We start from the raw sequence: 19207 nt of genomic DNA on the forward strand, positions 1-19207 counted from the left end.
TAGCCTTAGATTTTCCTGAGGCCACTGAAAAACTATTGTTTTTCAGTAGCCTCGATTTTTCTAAAGCTATTTTTTTATAAGTTTTTTAAAGTATATATTATTTAAAAAGTCTGAAGCCTTTCTGCAAAGCATCATTCTATATGAGAAATTAAGCATTCATAATTAGTTATTATCTTTAATTTTATCTATAAATATATGATAAGAAATATTATCAGGCATTAATCCGTTTTCTAATGAAGTATATATACGTTTGTTTTTAGGATCTATTAGCTCCTCATCATTATAATAGATTCTAGGCGTTTTCCAGAGAAGCTTCAAAGCACTTCCAAGTGGCATTTGATGATATCTGTCTGGCCATAGTTTTAATATTTCTTCCTTTACTATTGGATAGTACTTTGGATTTAGTCCTGGAAACAGATGATGCTCTGCATGATAAGAAAAATTAAAATTGAGTACATCAAGCCATTTAGGAACTGTTACTGAAAGACTATTAACTAAAGGATCATTTATAGGCACAAGAGGGTTTAATCTATGGTTAGTTGATATATAACACATTACAATAAAGTTACCTATAAGGAATGGAAGTAAATATGAAAAAATCCATTTTTCAGTTTCAACTAAGAAGAATAAACCTATCCATATAATCCAGGGAAGCATAAATTGCATCCATATTTTTATACTCTTTTGTCTTTTAAATTCTTTAATATAGATAAAGAACATACGAGTTCCATGAAAAGTAAAAGTAATAGTTAATGCCATGAAACTAAAAAGAGAACGAAACCACAAAGGAAGCTTATAAATATATTTTATAAAAGTTCTATTGTTAAATTGCTTAAAGCTCATCCAAGCATCTGGATCATTTGTTTCATGCTGAGTATTAGCATGATGGCTCATATTGTGCCACCTAATCCAAAGTGTAGGGCCTATGCTTAATGGTAAGAAAGCTATTCCTCCAAGGAAATTCTTTAGCCAATGTGTTTTTACAACAGTACCATGTAAAATCTCATGCCCAAGAAGACCTATAGATGCGAAACTAAAACCTAAAACTAAAGATATTAAAAAATTTATGAGATTATTAAATTCAAATAGATTAATTGTAAGTATTCCAACAATTATAATGAATGTATATGCAAGTCCTCCAAACAATCTTGAAGGTACTGGTTTAAATGCATTTTTGGGTAGTTTTGGGGATATTTTATTAGCATACCACCCTATATTATGAAGTTCTTTCATTGATTTTACCGCCTTTCATGATACATAAAGTATCAATAATATTTATCTAATTAAGATACTTGGATTTTAAAAATATATTTTCCAAGGTATCTAATTTAAGTAAACAATAATAATTATCAATTGTCAATGATTATTTGTTAGTAGGAAATAGTAACTTTAATCAGATGCAACGATATGTCTTATAAGTTCAATATATAATTAAATGAATAGTATAAAGGAATTTATGAAAAGATAGAATGGAAAAATTCATATAAAATATAAAAAATGTAGTGAGGGTAAGTATTTATGAAAAAATTTAAATGTATGGTCTTTTGGCTGTTACTAGTCTGTATTTTCATAGCACCTGCTTCTTATTGTAATGCAGAAACTGCTGCTACAAGTGAAGCTGATAATAATAAGGTTTATGAGCTGAAGCAAACTGCTTTTAAATATTATCAAGTTAAGCATAAAGGAGCTCTAGGAATTCCAATTTCATGTTCATGTGCAGAGTCTGATGCGGGGGATATTAGAAAGTATACAGTAGAGCCTAAATACTCTGAATCAATTAATGGTAATAAGGTTGAAATAACTATTTCACAAGTTAATGTTACTGGTTCAGCTGATAACTTTAGTTCAATTTTAAATGACAATAAGTATATAAAGGACATAAAGTTAGAGAATCTTGATAATAATAAAGTAAAAGTTGATATTGAGACTTCAGGAAAAATAGATATTAAAGTAAGTCCAGTAAAAAGAAGATATTCATCCATAGGAGATGATAAATATGAATTTACAACTTTTATAGATGTTATTTTTGAAGAAAAAGTTAAAGATAAGTCTAAAATAGTAATTATTGATCCTGGTCATGGGGGCTCAGAGCTTGGAACAATAGCTAATTTTACTTATGAAGAGCAGTTGAATTTTGATATATCTAAAAGAATAAAAGAAAATCTTGAAAAAGCAGGATATCGTGTATATATAACCAGGGTTGATAATAGTAATCTAGGATTATTGGAGAGAACAGATCCGGCAAATCTTTTAAATGCAGATTTATTTTTCAGTGTTCATAATAATTCACTTCCACTAGATGTTAGCATGCAATGTGTCTATATATTTAGAGGAACTACGGTATTATATAATTCAACTGCACCAAAACCAGGAAGAGAATTTGCTACGATACTTATGAGGGAAGTATCTAGTACTGTAAAAACTAATACATATCCACTTCAGGATAGACCAAATCTTGCAGTTTTATCATCAGCATGGTGCCCAGCAGTGCTAATGGAAACTACTGTTCAGACTGATGATGGTGACACAAAGATGATGATGCATAGAATTAACAGTCAGAAGGTTTCCGATGCATCCCTTAGAGCTGTAAATAAATATTTTAATGTGCCTTATAAAAATGAATGAGGGGTTGAGATATATGAGAACAATAAAGGCAATTAATAGATTTTTTTCAGTTGCTATCCTTGTAGCATTATTTCTTATAGTATTTAACATGAGTGCAAAAGCTGATGATACATCGAGTACAGATTTTGCGCATTCAGATTTCGGCACTATTTCAGGCTTATCAGTTGAAAAGCAGAATCCATACATTGAATATGCAGGAGTTGATCATTATCCAGTTATAAGTGGTGACACAGTTAAAATTAATATGACTTCCAAGTATGACGGGGGTTATTCGGACTATGGTAACTATGATCCAGTGCAGTATAGAGTGTTTATAGCTAGGGATAATCATAAAGGATATACAGAATTAACTAATGGATATTCAAATGCCATACCCGCATACAATGATTTTATTATAGAATATAATAAACAACTAACTGAAGGTAATTATAAAGTTATGATTTTTGTAAAGAAATCTTCATCCAAAGGAATAGAGAAAAACTCATATGGTGTTTATGACAAAATATATAATTTTAATTTTAACTGTTATAACAGTTCTAATGCTCCTAAAAATGATAATTCAAAGTTTTCTAATTCACCAGGTAATATTGTAAATGATGGGATGGCTGTAGAAGATGACGATTATATATATTATATAAACAGAGTTGGAGATATTTATGGAGCAGCTCCTGATCATTTATATAAAATAAAGAAAAATGATCCGCCTAGGAAGGATTTTTGTGACTTAAGCTATAATACACAAGTAATTCCAAACAGAGTATGGAATCTTAATCTTGTAGATGACTGGATTTATTATAGCAATTGGAAGGATCCTTTTCATCATAGTATAAATAAAGTTAAAAAAGATGGAACAGAAGACACATGTATAGCAAATGAGGCAACAGGTAATATGTTTGTAGAGGGAAATTGGATATATTATGTTAAAAGAACTAACTCCCATTCAATTGATTTAAATAATATATACAAGATATCCATAGATGGTACTTGTAGAATAAAGCTTAATTCTAGTGGCACAGAAGATATGACTGTAAGTAATGAGTGGATTTATTATACCAATATATCTGATGGATATAAAATCTACAGAATGAAATTAGATGGCAGTGAAAATATAAAAATTTGTGATGATGAAACTTTATTTATGACTGTATGGGAAGATACTGTATTCTATAGTAATAAGTCAGATAATAATAAGTTATATAAAATAAATGGAGATGGGACTGGGAAAAGAAAATTATCTAATAACAAAGCTACATTTATAAATGCAAGCAAAGATTATGTGTATTATGTAAATTATTCAGAAAATGAAAATCTTTATAAAATTCCAGCTAGTGGCGGAAGATCTAAAAAAATCACCAATGAGTATGGAACTAATATAACAATTATAAATGATAAAATATTTTTTAATGGCATGTTTTACAAGAAATAGATAGCATATAAGTATAATTTAAAATCACATTCATGTTCTTATTCCAATATTAAATGAGGAGCTCTAGGAAGTTTAGCCCTTCGGGATAATTTACATTTGGATTTATCCAAGATTACTAATTCATATATTTTTTCACCAATTTTTAATTTGCAAATCATATTACATAAATTGTATAATATCTACATAAGCAGGAATAAAAATGTAAATATGAGAGTAAACACTTTACCTGTTAAAAGAGTTAATAATAGAAAAGCTATAAATAAAATAAATTACAAGGAAAGCTGAGGGAAAAAAATGAATAATATTATATTTCTTAATTCAAGCAAAATAAATTTTGATAACAAACTAGATTTTTCATGGCTGGATAAGTTGGGCAAGGTTACTAAATACGAACATAGCAATAATGAGGAAATTCTAGAAAGAGTTAAAGACCAAGAAATAGTAATTACAAAAGAAATGACAATTGGTAGAGATTTAATTGAAAAATTTCCCCCTTGTGTTAAATTAATCTGTGAAGCTGGTACAGGTTATAATAACATTGATATTGAAGCGGCAAAAGAAAAAAATATATCTGTATGTAATGTACCCGGTTATAGTAGTGAGGCAGTAGCTCAGTTAGTTATTACATTTATATTGAATTTAACTTCATCATTATCAGAACAGCAAAGGATGATTGAAAATAAAAATTATGATAACTTTACTAAGTATCTTCAAGTACCTCATTTTGAAATACAAAATAAAACTATTGGAGTTATTGGCGCTGGAGCTATTGGTCAGCAGGTAATGAAAGTAGCTAAAGCACTAGGGATGAAAATAATTGTATATAGTAGAACACCAAAGGATTTAGGAGATTCAAATATTAAATTTGTCAGTCTTGAAGAACTTCTTAAGGAGTCTGATTTTGTTACTTTGCATTGTCCTTTGACTCCTAATACAAAGCATCTTATTAATAAATCTAAATTAGAAATTATGAAGCCACAAGGTTGTATTATAAATACTGCAAGGGGTGCACTTATAAATGAAATGGATTTAATTGAAGCCCTTAAAAACAAAAAAATTGCAGGAGCAGCACTTGATGTTCAAGAACAAGAACCTCCAGAATTAAATAACCCACTTTTTAATATGAAGAATGTTATTCTTACTCCACATATCGGCTGGAGATGCCTTGAATCAAGACAACGACTTATAAATCTCTTGGCAGAAAACGTTGAAGCATTTATTAATGAAAGCCCTATTAATATTGTCCAATAATATTAGAAGCATTTTGTTGGAACTTTAAATTATAGATAACAACATCAGCCCTTCGGACTTTAAAAGTACCTCGAGGGGAAACAAGACTTTCCATATATAAGCATTGCACTAAATTAATATATTTAGTACAGTGCTTTTTTGTGTTACTCCTTTTAGGGGAAAGGAGTAATTAGTAGTGTTAGAGGAAGAAAACTATTTGGAACTATATTAAATTTTTAAGATATAATTACTTAAAACTAATGGTATAATTAAATATATAGATTATTTGATTTTGCATAGTAATAAGGAAAGATTTATAAGAATATAGAGACTGTTTTAATATTTAAATTACATATTATTTAATAAAATTGGAGTTTGAGATAGGCATTGCCTTAGAGTGAAATATATAACTATCTTATAATAAAGAAGGTGAAAAAATGATATTTGGAAAAGTAAAATCATGGAATAAAAAAGTGATAGCAATTTCTATTTGCATAGTGTTCCTTGGTGGAATTGGAATAGCGTATACTTTAAAAAATAATAGAGACAAAGTAAAAGAAGTAACTATTGAAAAATCAGTAAAGAAAACGATTATGGAAACTACAACAGCAGTCGGAAACATAGAAGCAAATTATAGGAATAACATTGCATTAAATTCTTCTCAAAAGGTATTGGAAGTATATGTGAAAGAAGGACAACTTGTTAAAAAAGGAGATGTGTTACTAGTATTAGATAGTTCTGATTATGAAAATAAGCTAAAAGAAGAACAGATTAATCTAGAAAATGCCAAATTAACTTTAAATCAAATGGTTCAAACTGGAATAGCAGCAGAAAAAAGTGATGCAGAAAATTCTCTTTCTCAGGCAAAGTATAACTTAGAAATTGCAAGAAGAAAATATGAGGATTTAAAGAAAAAATATGATCAAAGTGAAGCTTTATTTAATAGTCAAGCTATATCTAAAAATGAATTTGATGATGCAAAGAAGAATAAAGAAGATGCTGATGCTTATCTTAAGATTGCAGAAGAGTCTCTAAAAAATGCTGAAATTATATTTAATGATACTAATAACAGTAGTGAAAGTAAAATAGCAAATCAAAAAAATCAAATTGCTTTAGTTGAAAATAATATAGAAAACTATCAACAAAAGATAGATGACAGCAAGATTGTTGCAAATATAGATGGTAAAGTTGTAAAAATAGATGCAAAAGAAAATCAATTTCCAAGTGCTGGTGATGAAATTGTAATAGATGATGTATCTAAGTATAAGGTGGTTGCGGAATTAAACCAATATGATGCATTAAAATCAGTTAAGGGCCAAAAGGCAAATATAAAAATAAAAGGCTCTAGTAATTCATATAGTGGTACAGTTACAGAAATAGGAGAAATTGCAGAGGAAAAAACAACTTCAAATGGTGGAAATCAAGAGTATAAAGTGAAAGTTTCAGTAGTAATAGATGATCCAAAGGAAGAAATTAAGAGTGGATATGAAGCTGATGTTCAATTTATATTTAAAGAAAAGGAAGATTGTATAGTTGTTGGATTTGATGGAATAAAAGAAGATAAGGAAACAAAGCAAAAGTATGTGTATGTTATTAATTCTAATAATAAAGTATCAAAAAAATATATAAATGTTGGAATAGAAAGTGAATATTATGTGGAAATTATTGAAGGATTGGAACAAGAAGAAAAGTATGTATTAAATCCTCCAGAATCTCTTATAGAAGGAGATTTGGTTTCAGCGGGTTCTTCTAATAAAACTTCTGCCAATCAATAGAAAATATTCATATGGAAAGTGGGGCATTTATGAGATTCCCTTTAAAAATAGCAATTAGATTTTTATTAAGCAATAAAGTACAAACATTGTTAATTGTTTTAGGAATTGCAATTGGAGTATCAGTACAAGTTTTTATAGGAACATTAATTGATGGTTTACAAAAAGGACTTATTGATAAGACTGTAAATAATTCTCCTCAGATTACGATTTCATCTACTAAAGATGATAGAACAATAGAGAATTGGGAGAAAAAATTACTTTTATTCAAAGAAAGTGATAACAGAATTAAGAATGTTTCGCCAGCTATAGATGCCTCAGCTTTTATAAAAGATGGAAGTAAAAGTTATCCAGTTATTATGAGGGGTTTTCAGCTTGAGGAGAGCAATAAAATATATAATATAAAGGATAGAATATATGAAGGGGACTGGATTTTTCAAAGAGATATTGATTCATATAGAAAAAAAATTCTCATTGGAAGAGAATTAAATGAAGATTTAAAAAAGAAGCCGGGAGAAAGCATAAAAATTACTACACCAAGTGGAAGAGTTGAAGAATTCATTATTAGCGGATTCTATGATTTAGGGGTAAGCAGCATAAATAAATCTTGGATTATTACAGATTTAAATACAGTTCAAAATACATTTGGTCTTGAACAAAAAATTACCTCTATGGAAGCGCAAATAAACGTGGATGATGTATTTAAGGCTGACTCTATAAGTGAAAATGTAGAATATAATTTAGGAAATGATGAAGTTAAGGTTGAGAATTGGAAAGGACAAAATAAACAACTGTTAAGTGGATTAAGCGGACAAAGCACTTCTAGTTATATGATACAGTTTTTTGTTATTGTTTCAGTAATACTTGCAATTTCATCTATACTTGCAATCAGCGTTATACAAAAATCAAGAGAAATAGGGATTTTAAAGGCCATGGGCATAAAAAATGGGCCTGCAAGCCGTATATTTTTATTTCAAGGAGTTATATTAGGCTTTTTAGGAGCAATTTTAGGATTAAGTTTTGGTGTTGGACTTACAGTAATGTTCACTAAATTTGCTTTAAATGAAGATGGAACACCAATAGTAAATTTATATATCAGTTACAAGTTTTTAATTTTATCTGGTGTTTTAGCAGTAGGTTCTTCATCTATTGCAGCATTAATACCAGCAAAAAAATCTGCTAAATTAGATCCTATTGAGGTGATAAAAAATGGATAAAAATATAATTGAATTGAAAAATATAAATAAAAATTATGGAAAAGCTATGGAAACTCAAGTTCTATTTGATATTAATCTTTCTTTTAAAGAAAAATCATTTAATTCTATTATAGGAGAATCAGGCTGCGGTAAAAGTACTATTTTAAATATAATGGGAACTTTAGATAGACCTACAACTGGGGAAGTATATATTGATGGTCAGAGAACAGATTTAATGAGTAGTGATGAATTAGCTGAGACCAGAAATCAAAAAATAGGTTTTATATTTCAATTTCATTATCTTTTGCCAGATTTTACAGCTCTAGAAAATGTACTTATTCCTTCTATGATAAAGAATGTAAATCCACCAAAAGAAATCAAGGAAAGAGCTTTGGAGTTAATTGAAATGGTTGGGTTATCTAAAGTTAAAAATAATTTAGCTAATAATATGTCTGGAGGACAGCAACAAAGAGCTGCTATTGCAAGAGCTTTAATTAATAATCCTAAAATAATTTTAGCAGATGAGCCTACAGGAAATTTAGATTCACAAAGTACGGAAAACGTATATTCAATAATGAGAAACATAAATGAAAAATTTAAAACTACATTTGTAATTATCACTCATGATAAAAGAATTGCAGAAAGAACTGATAGAGTAATAGAATTAGCTGATGGAAGAATAATTTCAGATATATAAAACAAATAAATAGACTGAATTTTTTATAAAAAAATAAATGCATAACTTAAATTCTATGACTGACAAGCTCTGTTGATAAAGGCATTGAAATCTGATAAAGAAGGAAAGGAATATGACTTTAAAAGCAATGAGAAGCAGAAGTTTGATATTAATTAACTGAAATAAGCTTAAACATACTTTGAATTTTGTAACAATTTAGTATATAATCCATTTGTGACATAATGTTTTTTGACAAAATGTTACATAAAATAAAGATATTCTTTATAAATGCAATAAAGGTATTCTTTATAAATACATAATATTAGCTAAAATTATTATAAGAGGTGAAAAAACATGGGAAAAATAGTAACATTCGGAGAAATAATGCTTAGACTTTCGCCAGTAGGTTATGACAGATTCTCTCAATCTAAGCAATTCAATGCATTTTATGGTGGAAGCGAAGCAAATGTATCAGTTTCACTTGCTAACTTTGGAAAGGAAACAAGTTATATAACTAAACTTCCAAAGAACGACATAGCACAATGTGCAATAAATGAATTAAGAAAATATGGCGTAGACACAAAGGATATAGCAAGAGGCGGAGAAAGAATAGGTATTTATTTTAGCGAATATGGAGAATCTCAAAGACCAACTAAGTTTGTTTTTGACAGAAAAGATTCTGCAATGGCAAAAGCTAAAAGAGAAGATTTTGATTGGAATAAAATATTTGAAGGAGCAGAATGGTTCCATTTTTCAGGAATAAGTCCAGCACTTTCAGAAGAATGTGCAAAAATCACATTAGATGCAGTAAAGGCAGCTAAAGAAAAAGGATTAACAGTAAGTGTAGATTTAAATTACAGAGAAACTTTATGGGATAAAGATACATTCAGTAAGTCAATAAGAGAGCTTTTACAATATTGTGATGTGGCCCTTGGAAGTATTGAAGAAGCACAAATGGCAATAGGTGAAGAAGAAGATCCAACAGCTGACTGCAATGAAATACTTAAAAAGTTTGTAGAAAAGTTCGGACTTAAGTATGCTACAATAATATTAAGAAACAGATTTACAGCAGAAGATGTAGACTGGACAGCAGTACTTTACGATGCAAAAGATTTTTATAATGCTAAAAAGTATGATATACATGTTATAGATAATATAGGTGGAGGAGACGCTTTTGCAGCATCACTTATATATGCAATAACATCAGGATATTCAACTCAAGATATTATAGAATTTGCAACAGCAGGCTCATGCTTAAAATACAGTATGATGGGCGATGCTAATCTTTCAACAGTAGCTGAAGTTGAAAGCCTTATGTATGGTGATGCTACAGGTAAAGAAAAAAGATAATATAAAAATAAACATAATAAAAGGGGCTGTTGCAAAACTAACATAGTTAGTTTTGTAGCAGCTCATTTTTTTTAAGAAATAAAAAAATGTGAATTCCGAAGAAATCACATTTATTGTATAATTAAGTTATGTACAAAATAAAGAAATCATACACTAAAGATTATAATGAATTTAATGATAATTTTCAACTTATATTACCATTAAATTTGGAAAATTTAATACCAGAAGATGATTCTGTTCGCTTGCTAAGCCACGTATTGGAGGGATTAGATTACAGAAAGTTGTATAAGGCGTACTCTTCCGTTGGAAGAAAACCGGCAGTGGAACCCAAAATCATGTTCAAAATAATATCGTATGCGTATTCTCAAAATGTTTATTCAAGTAGAAAAATAGAAAAAGCATGTAAAAGAGATATAAATTTTAGATGGCTGCTTCAAGGATGCAAAGCCCCTGATCATGCTACAATTAGTAGATTTCGAAAAGATTATCTTTCAAATGAAGTAATTGAAGAATTATTTTATCAGCAAGTTAATTATTTAGCTGATCAAAATGAAGTATTATTTGAAAATGTATTTATTGATGGTACTAAAATCGAGGCGAATGCCAATCGATATACTTTTGTTTGGAAGAAAGCCATTTACAAAAATGAAGAGAAAATGTTTAATAAAATTCTTACTCTTGTTGAAAATGTCAATCTTGAAGAATTGAAAGAATTTAGTATTCAAAAAGAAACATTGATAAATGATCTCGATAAAATTCTCGAATGGCTTTTATATGAAAAAGAGAAGAGAAACATAGAATTTGTTCATGGAATTGGTAAGAGAAAAACTACAATTCAGAAATGGATAGAGCAACTATTTGAATATAAAGAGAGACAAGAAAAATATAATTTCAGTAAAACCATATTCTCAAATAGAAATAGTTATTCTAAAACTGATCCAGACGCAACTTTCATGCATATGAAAGATGATCATATGAGAAATGGTCAATTAAAGCCAGCATATAATGTACAAATTGCAGTTGAAAGCGAATACGTGACCGGTGTCGGAATATTTGATGATAGAAATGACATAGCAACACTAATACCTATGCTTAATAATATGCAAGAAAAAATTGGTCGTAAATATCTTAATGTGATTGCAGATTCGGGTTATGAAAGCGAAGAAAATTATTTATTTTTAGAATACAATAATCAGACCCCATACATAAAGCCGCAAACTTATGAAAAGTGGAAAAAAAGAAGTTTCAAAAATGATATAAGTAAGCGAGAAAATATGCAATATGATGCTGAATCAGATTTTTATGTTTGCAATAATGGTAGAAAGTTGATTCCGACCTCTATTATTCATAGAAAATCCGCCAGTGGATACAAATCAGAAGTTACTGTTTATGAGTGTGAAAGCTGTGATAATTGTGTTCATAAAGAAAAATGTACAAAAGCAAAAGGAAATAGAAAGATGCAGGTTTCGAAAACTTTTGTAGAAAAGCGTGAAATATCTTATAGAAATATTACAACTGAAATTGGAGCTAAATTAAGAATGAACAGATCTATTCAGGTCGAAGGAGCATTTGGAGTTCTAAAAAGTGACTATGAATTCAATAGATTTTTAACACGTGGAAAAAATAGTGTAAAAACTGAATTTATTTTGCTTTGTTTTGGTTATAACATTAACAAATTGCATTCAAAAATCCAAAACGGAAGAACTCAAAAACATCTTCATGAATTAAAACAATCTGCCTAATTATGGAATAATTTAAGTAGGCTTATTAAAGTGCGCTTAAAACATAAAAATCTCTCAATAATTATTATTCAATTTTAATTATTAAGAGATTTTTTAATTTAAAACGAAAAGAAGTGTCGCTTCTGATTAAAAATTAATCATTTTGCGACACGCCCTTTTTTAGCAACCTCAGCAATTCTGACTTCAGAAGCACCCCAAACATAATATTTAAAAAATTGCTACATACTGATTATCTAAAATAAACATATTATCTTTCCACTTTAAGGTATTTAAAACATACCCTAAAGAATCTGCGTTATATATTCCTGCTATCTTTTGATAGGCAAGCAGCTCATATACATTATTTGAATCAAAATCTACTGGATATAAGCCACTCAAAGGATTTACAAATCCGCTAATGGGACTTTTCAGCTTACCGTTCTCGTAATATATTTCATGTAGATACTCGTCATCTCTACTAGTGGATATATCTATAATGTAGTTTTTATAATTTTTTTTACTGATAACCTCAACCTTGTAGTTATCCTTATAAGTAACCTCATAGTTGTATTCTTCGTTATATGAATTAAAATCGAACAGCAATTGTGGTGTATTATTTTTAAAGGAGTAAATGTAGTGATACATTATTGCACCGCTTCCACCTGAATTAATACTTATGAAGATATCATCGATACCATCTCCAGTAAATTCTCCTAAAAAGAGCTTTGGGTTATATCCTAAATTATCACTCAGAGGAATGCTTATAAATCTGCCTGTTCTTCCATCCTGTATTATAAGGGTAATGTTTTGAGTAAATGGGCTATCTGATGTTTTTATACCTGTTAAATACACATTATCAGGTATTCCATCACCATTTACATCTCCTCGTACGAAAGAAACAATACTTTGGTTTGTCATATTATCCCTAAAATAACTATTATACATAACCGCTCCATTACATCATAGTATTTCACATAAATAGTTTATGAACTAAGTGATGATCTGCTACAAGTTTTAGTCTTAGCCATGGTTAATAACAAGATGAACAATTTATTCGCCAAAATCTTATGGGAGTTAAAAAAATCCAAGAATCCTTTTTCAGACACTTAAAGGACTTTGTTAAAATAAGAATACACGAAACTTTTGAAGAACTCAAAACTAAATAGACAAGGATGTAATAATTATGGATATAAATAGAATTAAAAAAAGATAACTCCTGTTCAAATAACTTAAAATATATGGAATTAAAAAAAGTTATTCGAACTATTGAAATGTTTTTCAATATATGTTAAAATTTACTCAGGAATTGGTAGTACCAATCCGCAATGCTTTGTGTAACAAGTAAATTAAAATAATAGTTATAAGATGAAATTTTTTAACTATTAAAATACACAATAGTTTTATCAAAAAAACAATTTAGAAATGTAAAAGGGTAAAGGAGAGGGAAAGTATGCAGATTCTGTTATGTGTAAAACAGGTTCCAGATGATTCTATTGAAATTCATTTGGATAAAGAAAAGAAAAAACCTAATTTGAATGGAGTTAGTTTGGTAGCAAATGCATTTGATACATATGCATTAGAACTAGCAGTTCGTTTTATGGAGACTCATGGAGGAAAGGTTAGTGTATTAACTGTTGGAGCAGATGATTCTTTGAATACATTAAAAAATTGTCTTGCTGTAGGAGCTAAAGAAGCATTTTTTGTAAAAGATGATTTATATGCAGATTTAGATGCTATGGGAACAGCCGATGTTTTGGCAGATGCTATTCATAAAATTGAAAAAGATAAAGATGAAAAATTTGATTTAATTCTTTGTGGAAAAGAATCTACAGATGAAATTACTGGTCAATTAGGAGCAATGCTTGCTGAAAAATTGAGGACAGGCTTTGTTAGTAGCGCGATTGAAATCGATTTAAAAAATGATGTCATGGAAATTCATCAAGAAACTGAAGAAGGATATAATGTAGTTTCTTTAAAATGTCCAGCTGTAGTAACAGTAAGTAAACCAGATTATGATCCACGTTATCCTACTATTAAAACTAAGATGGCAAGCCGTAAGGCAGTAATTCCAACTTACTGTGCAGCAGAAATTGGAGAGGTAAAACAAGCAAAAGTGCGTTGTATTGAATATGTTGAACCTCCTAAGAAAGAGGCTGGTATCAAAATTCAAGAAAAAGATGCCATACTAGCAGTAAGTGCTACTATGGAGCAAATGAAAAAAGATAAGGCAATCTAATTAAGGGGGAAAACGAAAGTATGAAAGCATTATTGTTTATTGAAACAGATGAAGAAAAAGCATTAGGTGGAAGTATTGAATTGATCAGTGCAGTAAAAGCATTAGATGCAGAAGGAACAGCACTTATTGTAGGTAACAGAGCTATTGCAGATACAGTAGCAACATTCGGAATTCCAGTTATTTTTACAGACACTGCTGTAGATTGTGACACTTTGACAGAAGTATTATCAGAAACTATTAAAGAACAAAATCCAGATATTGTTCTATTAGCTAATACAGCATTAGCTAAAGATATTGCACCACGTATTGCAGGGCGTTTAGATTTAGGATGTGTAAGTGACGTAATGGGAATGGATAAAACTGATGGTAAAGTTATATATACTAGACCAGCTTACGGCGGTACAGTTTTAGAACATATTGAAGTAGATGGCATAGCAGTCGCTACAGTTAGAAATGGGAGTTTTCCAAAACCAGAGGAAGCTTCAAAAGCAGATATTATAGAAAAAAATATAGAAATTTCAGCTGATGTTGTTAAGGCAAAAATTGTTGATACAATAAAAGAAATTTCTGAGTCTGTTAATTTAGAAGAAGCACAAGTTATTGTTTCTGGTGGACGTGGAATGGGAAGTGTAGAAAATTTCAAACTTGTTGAAGAATTAGCACGTGTACTTGGTGGTGTAGTTGGTGCAACAAGACCAGCGATTGAGGATGGATGGATTTCTCGTGCACACCAAGTTGGACAATCAGGAAAAATCGTAGCACCAAAACTTTATATTGCATGCGGTATTTCTGGGGCAACACAACATACATCTGGAATGTCAGGTTCTAATTATATTGTGGCAATTAATAAAGATGGAGATGCTCCGATTTTTGAAATAGCCAATATAGGTATTGTTGGAAATGCAGCTGAGATTCTTCCGGTTATGATTGAAGAAATGAGGAAAGCAAAAGCAGAGTAAAGTTTTAATTGTAACTTATATACATGATTATTTTTTAATAAGGAGGTATATTATGTCATCAATAGAGATACCATATTCAACAAAATCTTTAAAAATAGAAATTAATGATAAAAACTTAAAAGGGGTATTAGTTTCTAAGGCAAATTCTTATAAAGCTGATTGTTCACAAAGTGATATAGTAAATATGGCTATTGATCACTGCATAGGAAGCAAATCTTTAGAGGAATTAGTGAAAGATAAACATAACATGGTTATTATAACTAGTGATCATACAAGACCTGTTCCAAGTAAGATAACAATGCCTATTCTGCTCAAAAGAATAAGAAAGGTAAATCCTAATATAGATATAAAAATTCTTATAGCTACAGGTTTTCACAGACCAACAACAAAAGAAGAGATGATAAATAAATTTGGACAAAATATAGTTGACAATGAAGAAATTATAAATCATATTTCTACAGATGAAAGCAGTTTAATTAATGTAGGAACTTTACCTTCTGGTGGCGAACTATATCTAAATAAGTTAGCCATAGAAACAGAATTACTAATAGCGGAAGGATTTATAGAGCCACACTTTTTTGCTGGATTCTCTGGAGGAAGAAAAAGCGTTTTGCCTGGAATAGCATCAGCAAAAACTATAATGGCTAACCACTGTTCAGAATTTATTAATAGTAATCATGCAAGAACTGGAATTATAAAGGATAATCCTATACACAAGGATATGATTTATGCAGCAGAAAAAGCAAAGCTTGCATTCATATTAAATGTAGTTATAGATGAAGATAAAAATATAATAAATGCTTTTGCAGGGGATAGTAAGCTTGCCCATGAAGAAGGTTGCAAATTTGTTATGGAACTTTCCAGCGTAAAAAGTATACAAGCTGATATTGTAATTTCAAGTAATGGAGGTTATCCACTAGATCAAAATATATACCAGTCTGTAAAAGGTATGACTGCTGCAGAAGCCACCTGTCGAAAAGGTGGGGTAATTATCATGGTAGCTGCTTGTAATGACGGCCATGGCGGGAAATCTTTTTACGAGACTTTAGCAAGTTCAAAAGGGCCAAAAGATCTTTTCGAAGAAATATTAAAAGTACCTAGAAATGAAACCATACCCGATCAATGGGAAATTCAAATTTTAGCAAGAATTCTTAGTAATTACACTGTAATCGTTGTTACAGATATGTGTGATCCCGATATAATTAAAAATATGCATATGAAACATGCGTACACTTTTGATGAGGCATTAAAATTAGCATATGACATTAAAGGGAAAGATGCAGATATTGTAGTAATTCCAAATGGTGTAGGAGTCGTAGTAAAGAACGTAGAATAAAATTATTTATCAAAACTGAATGGGGGATAAAGAAATGTTATTTTTTAAATTCTTAATGGCGATATTACCTATCATTTGGCTTATAATTGCGCTCAGTGGATTAAAAATGCCGGGTTATAAAGCTTGCTCAATTGCACTTGTTCTTACAATGTTTTTAGCTATTTTTTTGTGGAAATTAAATGTAGTTTATACTGTGACAGGGGTATTTGAAGGAATACTCAACGCATTGTGGCCAATTTGTCTAGTTATTGTTGCGGCTTTGTTTACGTATAATTTGATTTTACGTACAGGTGCAATGGATTTCATAAAACAAATGTTAGCCGGAGTTTCTATGGATAAAAGGGTTTTAATATTAATTATTGGATGGGGATTCGGTAACTTTATGGAAGGTATGGCAGGGTTTGGTACAGCAGTTGCTATTCCAGCATCTATGCTCGCTGGTCTTGGATTAAATCCATTTGCAGCAGTTATAGCATGTTTGGTTGCGAATACTACACCAACTGCATTTGGATCAGTGGGAATACCTTTGGTAACGCTTTCGTCAGTGACTAAAGTTGCAGCTAACGAATTGGCAGCAAATACAGCCTTAATTGAATCAATTCTTTGCTTTATAAGTCCATTTATTATGGTATGCATTGTAGGTGGTGGAATAAAAGCATTAAAAGGAGCATTTACTGTTACATTAGTTGCTGCATTATCATTTACAGTACCTGCTTATATTACAGCAACGGCAGTTGGAGCAGAACTTCCAGATATAGTAGGATCTATTTCTTGTATGATATGCACAGTTGCTGCAGCAAAAATATTAAATAAAAAGCCTCAAGCTGAGTATTGTATTGAAATCAACAATAAACAAGAACAGAAGACTTTATCATTTGGTAAAGCAGTACAATCATGGTGTCCATTTATTTTAATATTTTTAATGTTGATGTTTACGTCTACATTATTTGCACCGATTCATGATACAATTGCAGTATTTAAAACTAGTACAAGTGTATATGCTGGTAAAGGGGCAAACATGTTGACTTTTAGCTGGATTAATACACCGGGTATTATTATCTTTATTGCGGCTATTATTGGAGGTCTTATTCAAGGTGCAAAAATATCGCTGATGATTGAAGTATTAATTGATACATTAAAAGCAAACTGGAAAACAATTGTTACAATTTGTGCAGTTATGTCAACAGCAAAGGTAATGAGCTATAGTGGAATGATTTCAGATATTGCAAGTCTTTTAGTTGTAGTTACAGGAGGAGCATATCCGTTAATTTCTCCATTAATTGGATCTATTGGAGGATTTGTCACAGGTTCAGGTACATCAACCAGTGTTTTATTTGGAGGATTGCAAGTACAAACAGCGCAAAACCTTGGACTTTCTGCAGCATGGATGGGAGCAGCAAATACTCTTGGAGCAGGTATAGGAAAGATGATTTGTCCTCAAAGTATTGCAATTGGTTGCAGTGCAATTGGCAAATCTGGTTCAGAAAGTAAAATTTTAAGAAGTGTCTTTAAATATTATGTGCTCTATGTAGTCATCGCTGGCATCGTATGTTTTGTTGGAACACTTTAAGGCAGTTGATATATTACAGGTGACCATTTAAAGTTGACCAGGAAAATTCCAGTAGTTTTTAAAAAATTAAAGAATCTTATTCAAAAGTCTACATTGTCCATGGGATATCCTAAAGGGCATAAAGTGTAAACTGAATTAGTTCGGCGTAGTAATTTGCTAATGAAAGATAAAGTGAATTTTACACCTAATATGTTAGAAAGGAATGAATATTATGGCTGAGTATAATCAATTGACAGAAGAATTAATCTCAAAATTACAGGAGGCAGCTCCAGGACATATTTTAACAGGTGATGATATTAATGACGATTATTGTCACGATGAAATGCCTATTTACGGAAAAGTGGCTCCACAAGTTGTATTTATGGCACATTCTACAGAAGAAGTTGCACAAGTAGTAAAAATATGTAATGAAAATAAGATACCAGTAACTCCAAGAGGAGCAGGAACAGGACTTGCAGGTGGAGCAGTTCCACTTTTAGGTGGTGTTTTAATTGATATTAAAAAGATGAACAAAATACTTTCTTATGACTTAGAAAATTTTGTTGTTCATGTAGAGGCTGGTGTTTTGTTAAACGATCTTGCAGAGGATTGTGCAAAACAAGGATTATTATATGCTCCAGATCCTGGTGAAAAACTCGCTTGCCTAGGTGGAAATGTTTCAACAAATGCTGGGGGAATGAGAGCTGTTAAATACGGTGCAACACGTGATTATGTACGTGCAATGACAGTTGTTCTTCCAACAGGAGAAATTACGAAATTTGGAGCTACAGTATCAAAAACAAGTTCAGGTTACAGCCTTTTGAATTTAATGATTGGTTCAGAAGGTACTCTTGGAATTATTACAGAACTTACTTTGAAAATCATGCCAGCACCAAAGGTAGTTGCAAGTTTAATTATTCCTTTTGAAAATTTAGATGATTGTATTTCTGCTGTTCCTAAATTTAAAATGGAACACATGAATCCACAAGCATTGGAATTTATGGAAAGAGAAATTGTTTTATCTAGTGAAAGATATATTGGAAAGAGTGTATTCCCACAAGTAATTGATGGAGTAACTGCAAATGCTTATTTACTTGTTACTATAGATGCAAGTAATGAAGATGAATTAAA

At 30.4% G+C, this 19207-nt stretch carries 15 protein-coding genes (1 of these 15 running past the window's edge); 13 read left to right on the forward strand and 2 right to left on the reverse strand.

The annotated features are described in order from the left end of the window. Positions 1 to 162: 162 nt before the first annotated feature. A complete protein-coding gene (locus DIC82_12000) occupies positions 163 to 1233 on the reverse strand; it encodes an acyl-CoA desaturase (GenBank protein ID AWK51693.1) in 1071 nt (356 codons plus the stop codon). Positions 1234 to 1518: 285 nt separating this feature from the next. Between DIC82_12000 and DIC82_12005 the strand changes: the two genes are divergently transcribed. From DIC82_12005 to DIC82_12040, 8 genes are all read left to right on the forward strand, one after another. After that, positions 1519 to 2625: a cell wall hydrolase gene (locus DIC82_12005; protein AWK51694.1), complete on the forward strand. Its 1107-nt coding sequence runs from the start codon at positions 1519 to 1521 to the stop codon at positions 2623 to 2625. Positions 2626 to 2638: 13 nt separating this feature from the next. Then, positions 2639 to 4051 carry a DUF5050 domain-containing protein gene (locus tag DIC82_12010; protein ID AWK51695.1) on the forward strand — a complete coding sequence of 471 codons (1413 nt, stop codon included), beginning with the start codon at positions 2639 to 2641 and terminating at the stop codon, positions 4049 to 4051. Positions 4052 to 4345: 294 nt separating this feature from the next. Then, the gene (locus tag DIC82_12015; GenBank protein ID AWK51696.1) at positions 4346 to 5302 is read left to right on the forward strand and encodes a hydroxyacid dehydrogenase; all 957 of its coding nucleotides are present in this window, start codon (positions 4346 to 4348) and stop codon (positions 5300 to 5302) included. 416 nt (positions 5303 to 5718) lie between these two features. Beyond that, complete coding sequence (locus DIC82_12020; protein ID AWK51697.1) at positions 5719 to 7056, forward strand: hypothetical protein; 1338 nt, start codon at positions 5719 to 5721, stop codon at positions 7054 to 7056. Between the two features lie 29 nt (positions 7057 to 7085). Further along, positions 7086 to 8270: an ABC transporter permease gene (locus DIC82_12025; GenBank protein ID AWK51698.1), complete on the forward strand. Its 1185-nt coding sequence runs from the start codon at positions 7086 to 7088 to the stop codon at positions 8268 to 8270. Then, positions 8263 to 8946 carry a lipoprotein-releasing system ATP-binding protein LolD gene (lolD, locus tag DIC82_12030; GenBank protein ID AWK51699.1) on the forward strand — a complete coding sequence of 228 codons (684 nt, stop codon included), beginning with the start codon at positions 8263 to 8265 and terminating at the stop codon, positions 8944 to 8946. The genes DIC82_12025 and lolD overlap by 8 nt, the downstream gene beginning before the upstream one ends. A 333-nt stretch (positions 8947 to 9279) precedes the next feature. Further along, the gene (locus tag DIC82_12035; protein AWK51700.1) at positions 9280 to 10275 is read left to right on the forward strand and encodes a 2-dehydro-3-deoxygluconokinase; all 996 of its coding nucleotides are present in this window, start codon (positions 9280 to 9282) and stop codon (positions 10273 to 10275) included. Between the two features lie 128 nt (positions 10276 to 10403). Continuing rightward, complete coding sequence (locus tag DIC82_12040) at positions 10404 to 12017, forward strand: IS1182 family transposase (protein AWK51701.1); 1614 nt, start codon at positions 10404 to 10406, stop codon at positions 12015 to 12017. A gap of 207 nt (positions 12018 to 12224) precedes the next feature. On the opposite strand, the gene DIC82_12045 is transcribed toward DIC82_12040, so the two are convergent. Continuing rightward, positions 12225 to 12941 carry a spore coat protein gene (locus tag DIC82_12045; GenBank protein ID AWK51702.1) on the reverse strand — a complete coding sequence of 239 codons (717 nt, stop codon included), beginning with the start codon at positions 12939 to 12941 and terminating at the stop codon, positions 12225 to 12227. A gap of 505 nt (positions 12942 to 13446) precedes the next feature. Between DIC82_12045 and DIC82_12050 the strand changes: the two genes are divergently transcribed. From DIC82_12050 to DIC82_12070, 5 genes are all read left to right on the forward strand, one after another. Next, positions 13447 to 14232 (forward strand): electron transfer flavoprotein subunit beta, encoded by a 786-nt coding sequence (locus tag DIC82_12050; GenBank protein ID AWK51703.1) that lies wholly within the window; start codon positions 13447 to 13449, stop codon positions 14230 to 14232. A gap of 20 nt (positions 14233 to 14252) precedes the next feature. Next, positions 14253 to 15191, forward strand: a complete 939-nt coding sequence (locus tag DIC82_12055) for an electron transfer flavoprotein subunit alpha/FixB family protein (GenBank protein AWK51704.1) — start codon at positions 14253 to 14255, stop codon at positions 15189 to 15191. Between the two features lie 52 nt (positions 15192 to 15243). Beyond that, positions 15244 to 16527, forward strand: a complete 1284-nt coding sequence (larA, locus tag DIC82_12060; protein AWK51705.1) for a nickel-dependent lactate racemase — start codon at positions 15244 to 15246, stop codon at positions 16525 to 16527. A 34-nt stretch (positions 16528 to 16561) separates the two neighbouring features. Next, complete coding sequence (locus DIC82_12065) at positions 16562 to 18097, forward strand: lactate permease (GenBank protein ID AWK51706.1); 1536 nt, start codon at positions 16562 to 16564, stop codon at positions 18095 to 18097. A gap of 211 nt (positions 18098 to 18308) precedes the next feature. Further along, positions 18309 to 19207 carry the 5' portion of a 2-hydroxy-acid oxidase gene (locus tag DIC82_12070; protein AWK51707.1) on the forward strand. Its footprint extends 538 nt past the window's final position, so 899 of the gene's 1437 nt are visible here — the first part of the coding sequence; it begins with the start codon at positions 18309 to 18311; its stop codon lies off the right edge, out of view.

The sequence above is a fragment of the Clostridium beijerinckii genome (assembly GCA_003129525.1).
Taxonomy (GTDB): domain Bacteria; phylum Bacillota; class Clostridia; order Clostridiales; family Clostridiaceae; genus Clostridium; species Clostridium beijerinckii_D.

Coding starts and splice junctions, on each gene's coding strand:
- DIC82_12065 (AWK51706.1), top strand. CDS start 16,562: ATGTTATTTTTTAAATTCTTAATGGCGATATTACCTATCATTTGGCTT.
- DIC82_12035 (AWK51700.1), top strand. CDS start 9,280: ATGGGAAAAATAGTAACATTCGGAGAAATAATGCTTAGACTTTCGCCA.
- DIC82_12000 (AWK51693.1), bottom strand. CDS start 1,233: ATGAAAGAACTTCATAATATAGGGTGGTATGCTAATAAAATATCCCCA.
- DIC82_12050 (AWK51703.1), top strand. CDS start 13,447: ATGCAGATTCTGTTATGTGTAAAACAGGTTCCAGATGATTCTATTGAA.
- DIC82_12020 (AWK51697.1), top strand. CDS start 5,719: ATGATATTTGGAAAAGTAAAATCATGGAATAAAAAAGTGATAGCAATT.
- DIC82_12015 (AWK51696.1), top strand. CDS start 4,346: ATGAATAATATTATATTTCTTAATTCAAGCAAAATAAATTTTGATAAC.
- DIC82_12010 (AWK51695.1), top strand. CDS start 2,639: ATGAGAACAATAAAGGCAATTAATAGATTTTTTTCAGTTGCTATCCTT.
- DIC82_12055 (AWK51704.1), top strand. CDS start 14,253: ATGAAAGCATTATTGTTTATTGAAACAGATGAAGAAAAAGCATTAGGT.
- DIC82_12045 (AWK51702.1), bottom strand. CDS start 12,941: ATGTATAATAGTTATTTTAGGGATAATATGACAAACCAAAGTATTGTT.
- DIC82_12040 (AWK51701.1), top strand. CDS start 10,404: ATGTACAAAATAAAGAAATCATACACTAAAGATTATAATGAATTTAAT.
- larA (AWK51705.1), top strand. CDS start 15,244: ATGTCATCAATAGAGATACCATATTCAACAAAATCTTTAAAAATAGAA.
- DIC82_12005 (AWK51694.1), top strand. CDS start 1,519: ATGAAAAAATTTAAATGTATGGTCTTTTGGCTGTTACTAGTCTGTATT.
- lolD (AWK51699.1), top strand. CDS start 8,263: ATGGATAAAAATATAATTGAATTGAAAAATATAAATAAAAATTATGGA.
- DIC82_12025 (AWK51698.1), top strand. CDS start 7,086: ATGAGATTCCCTTTAAAAATAGCAATTAGATTTTTATTAAGCAATAAA.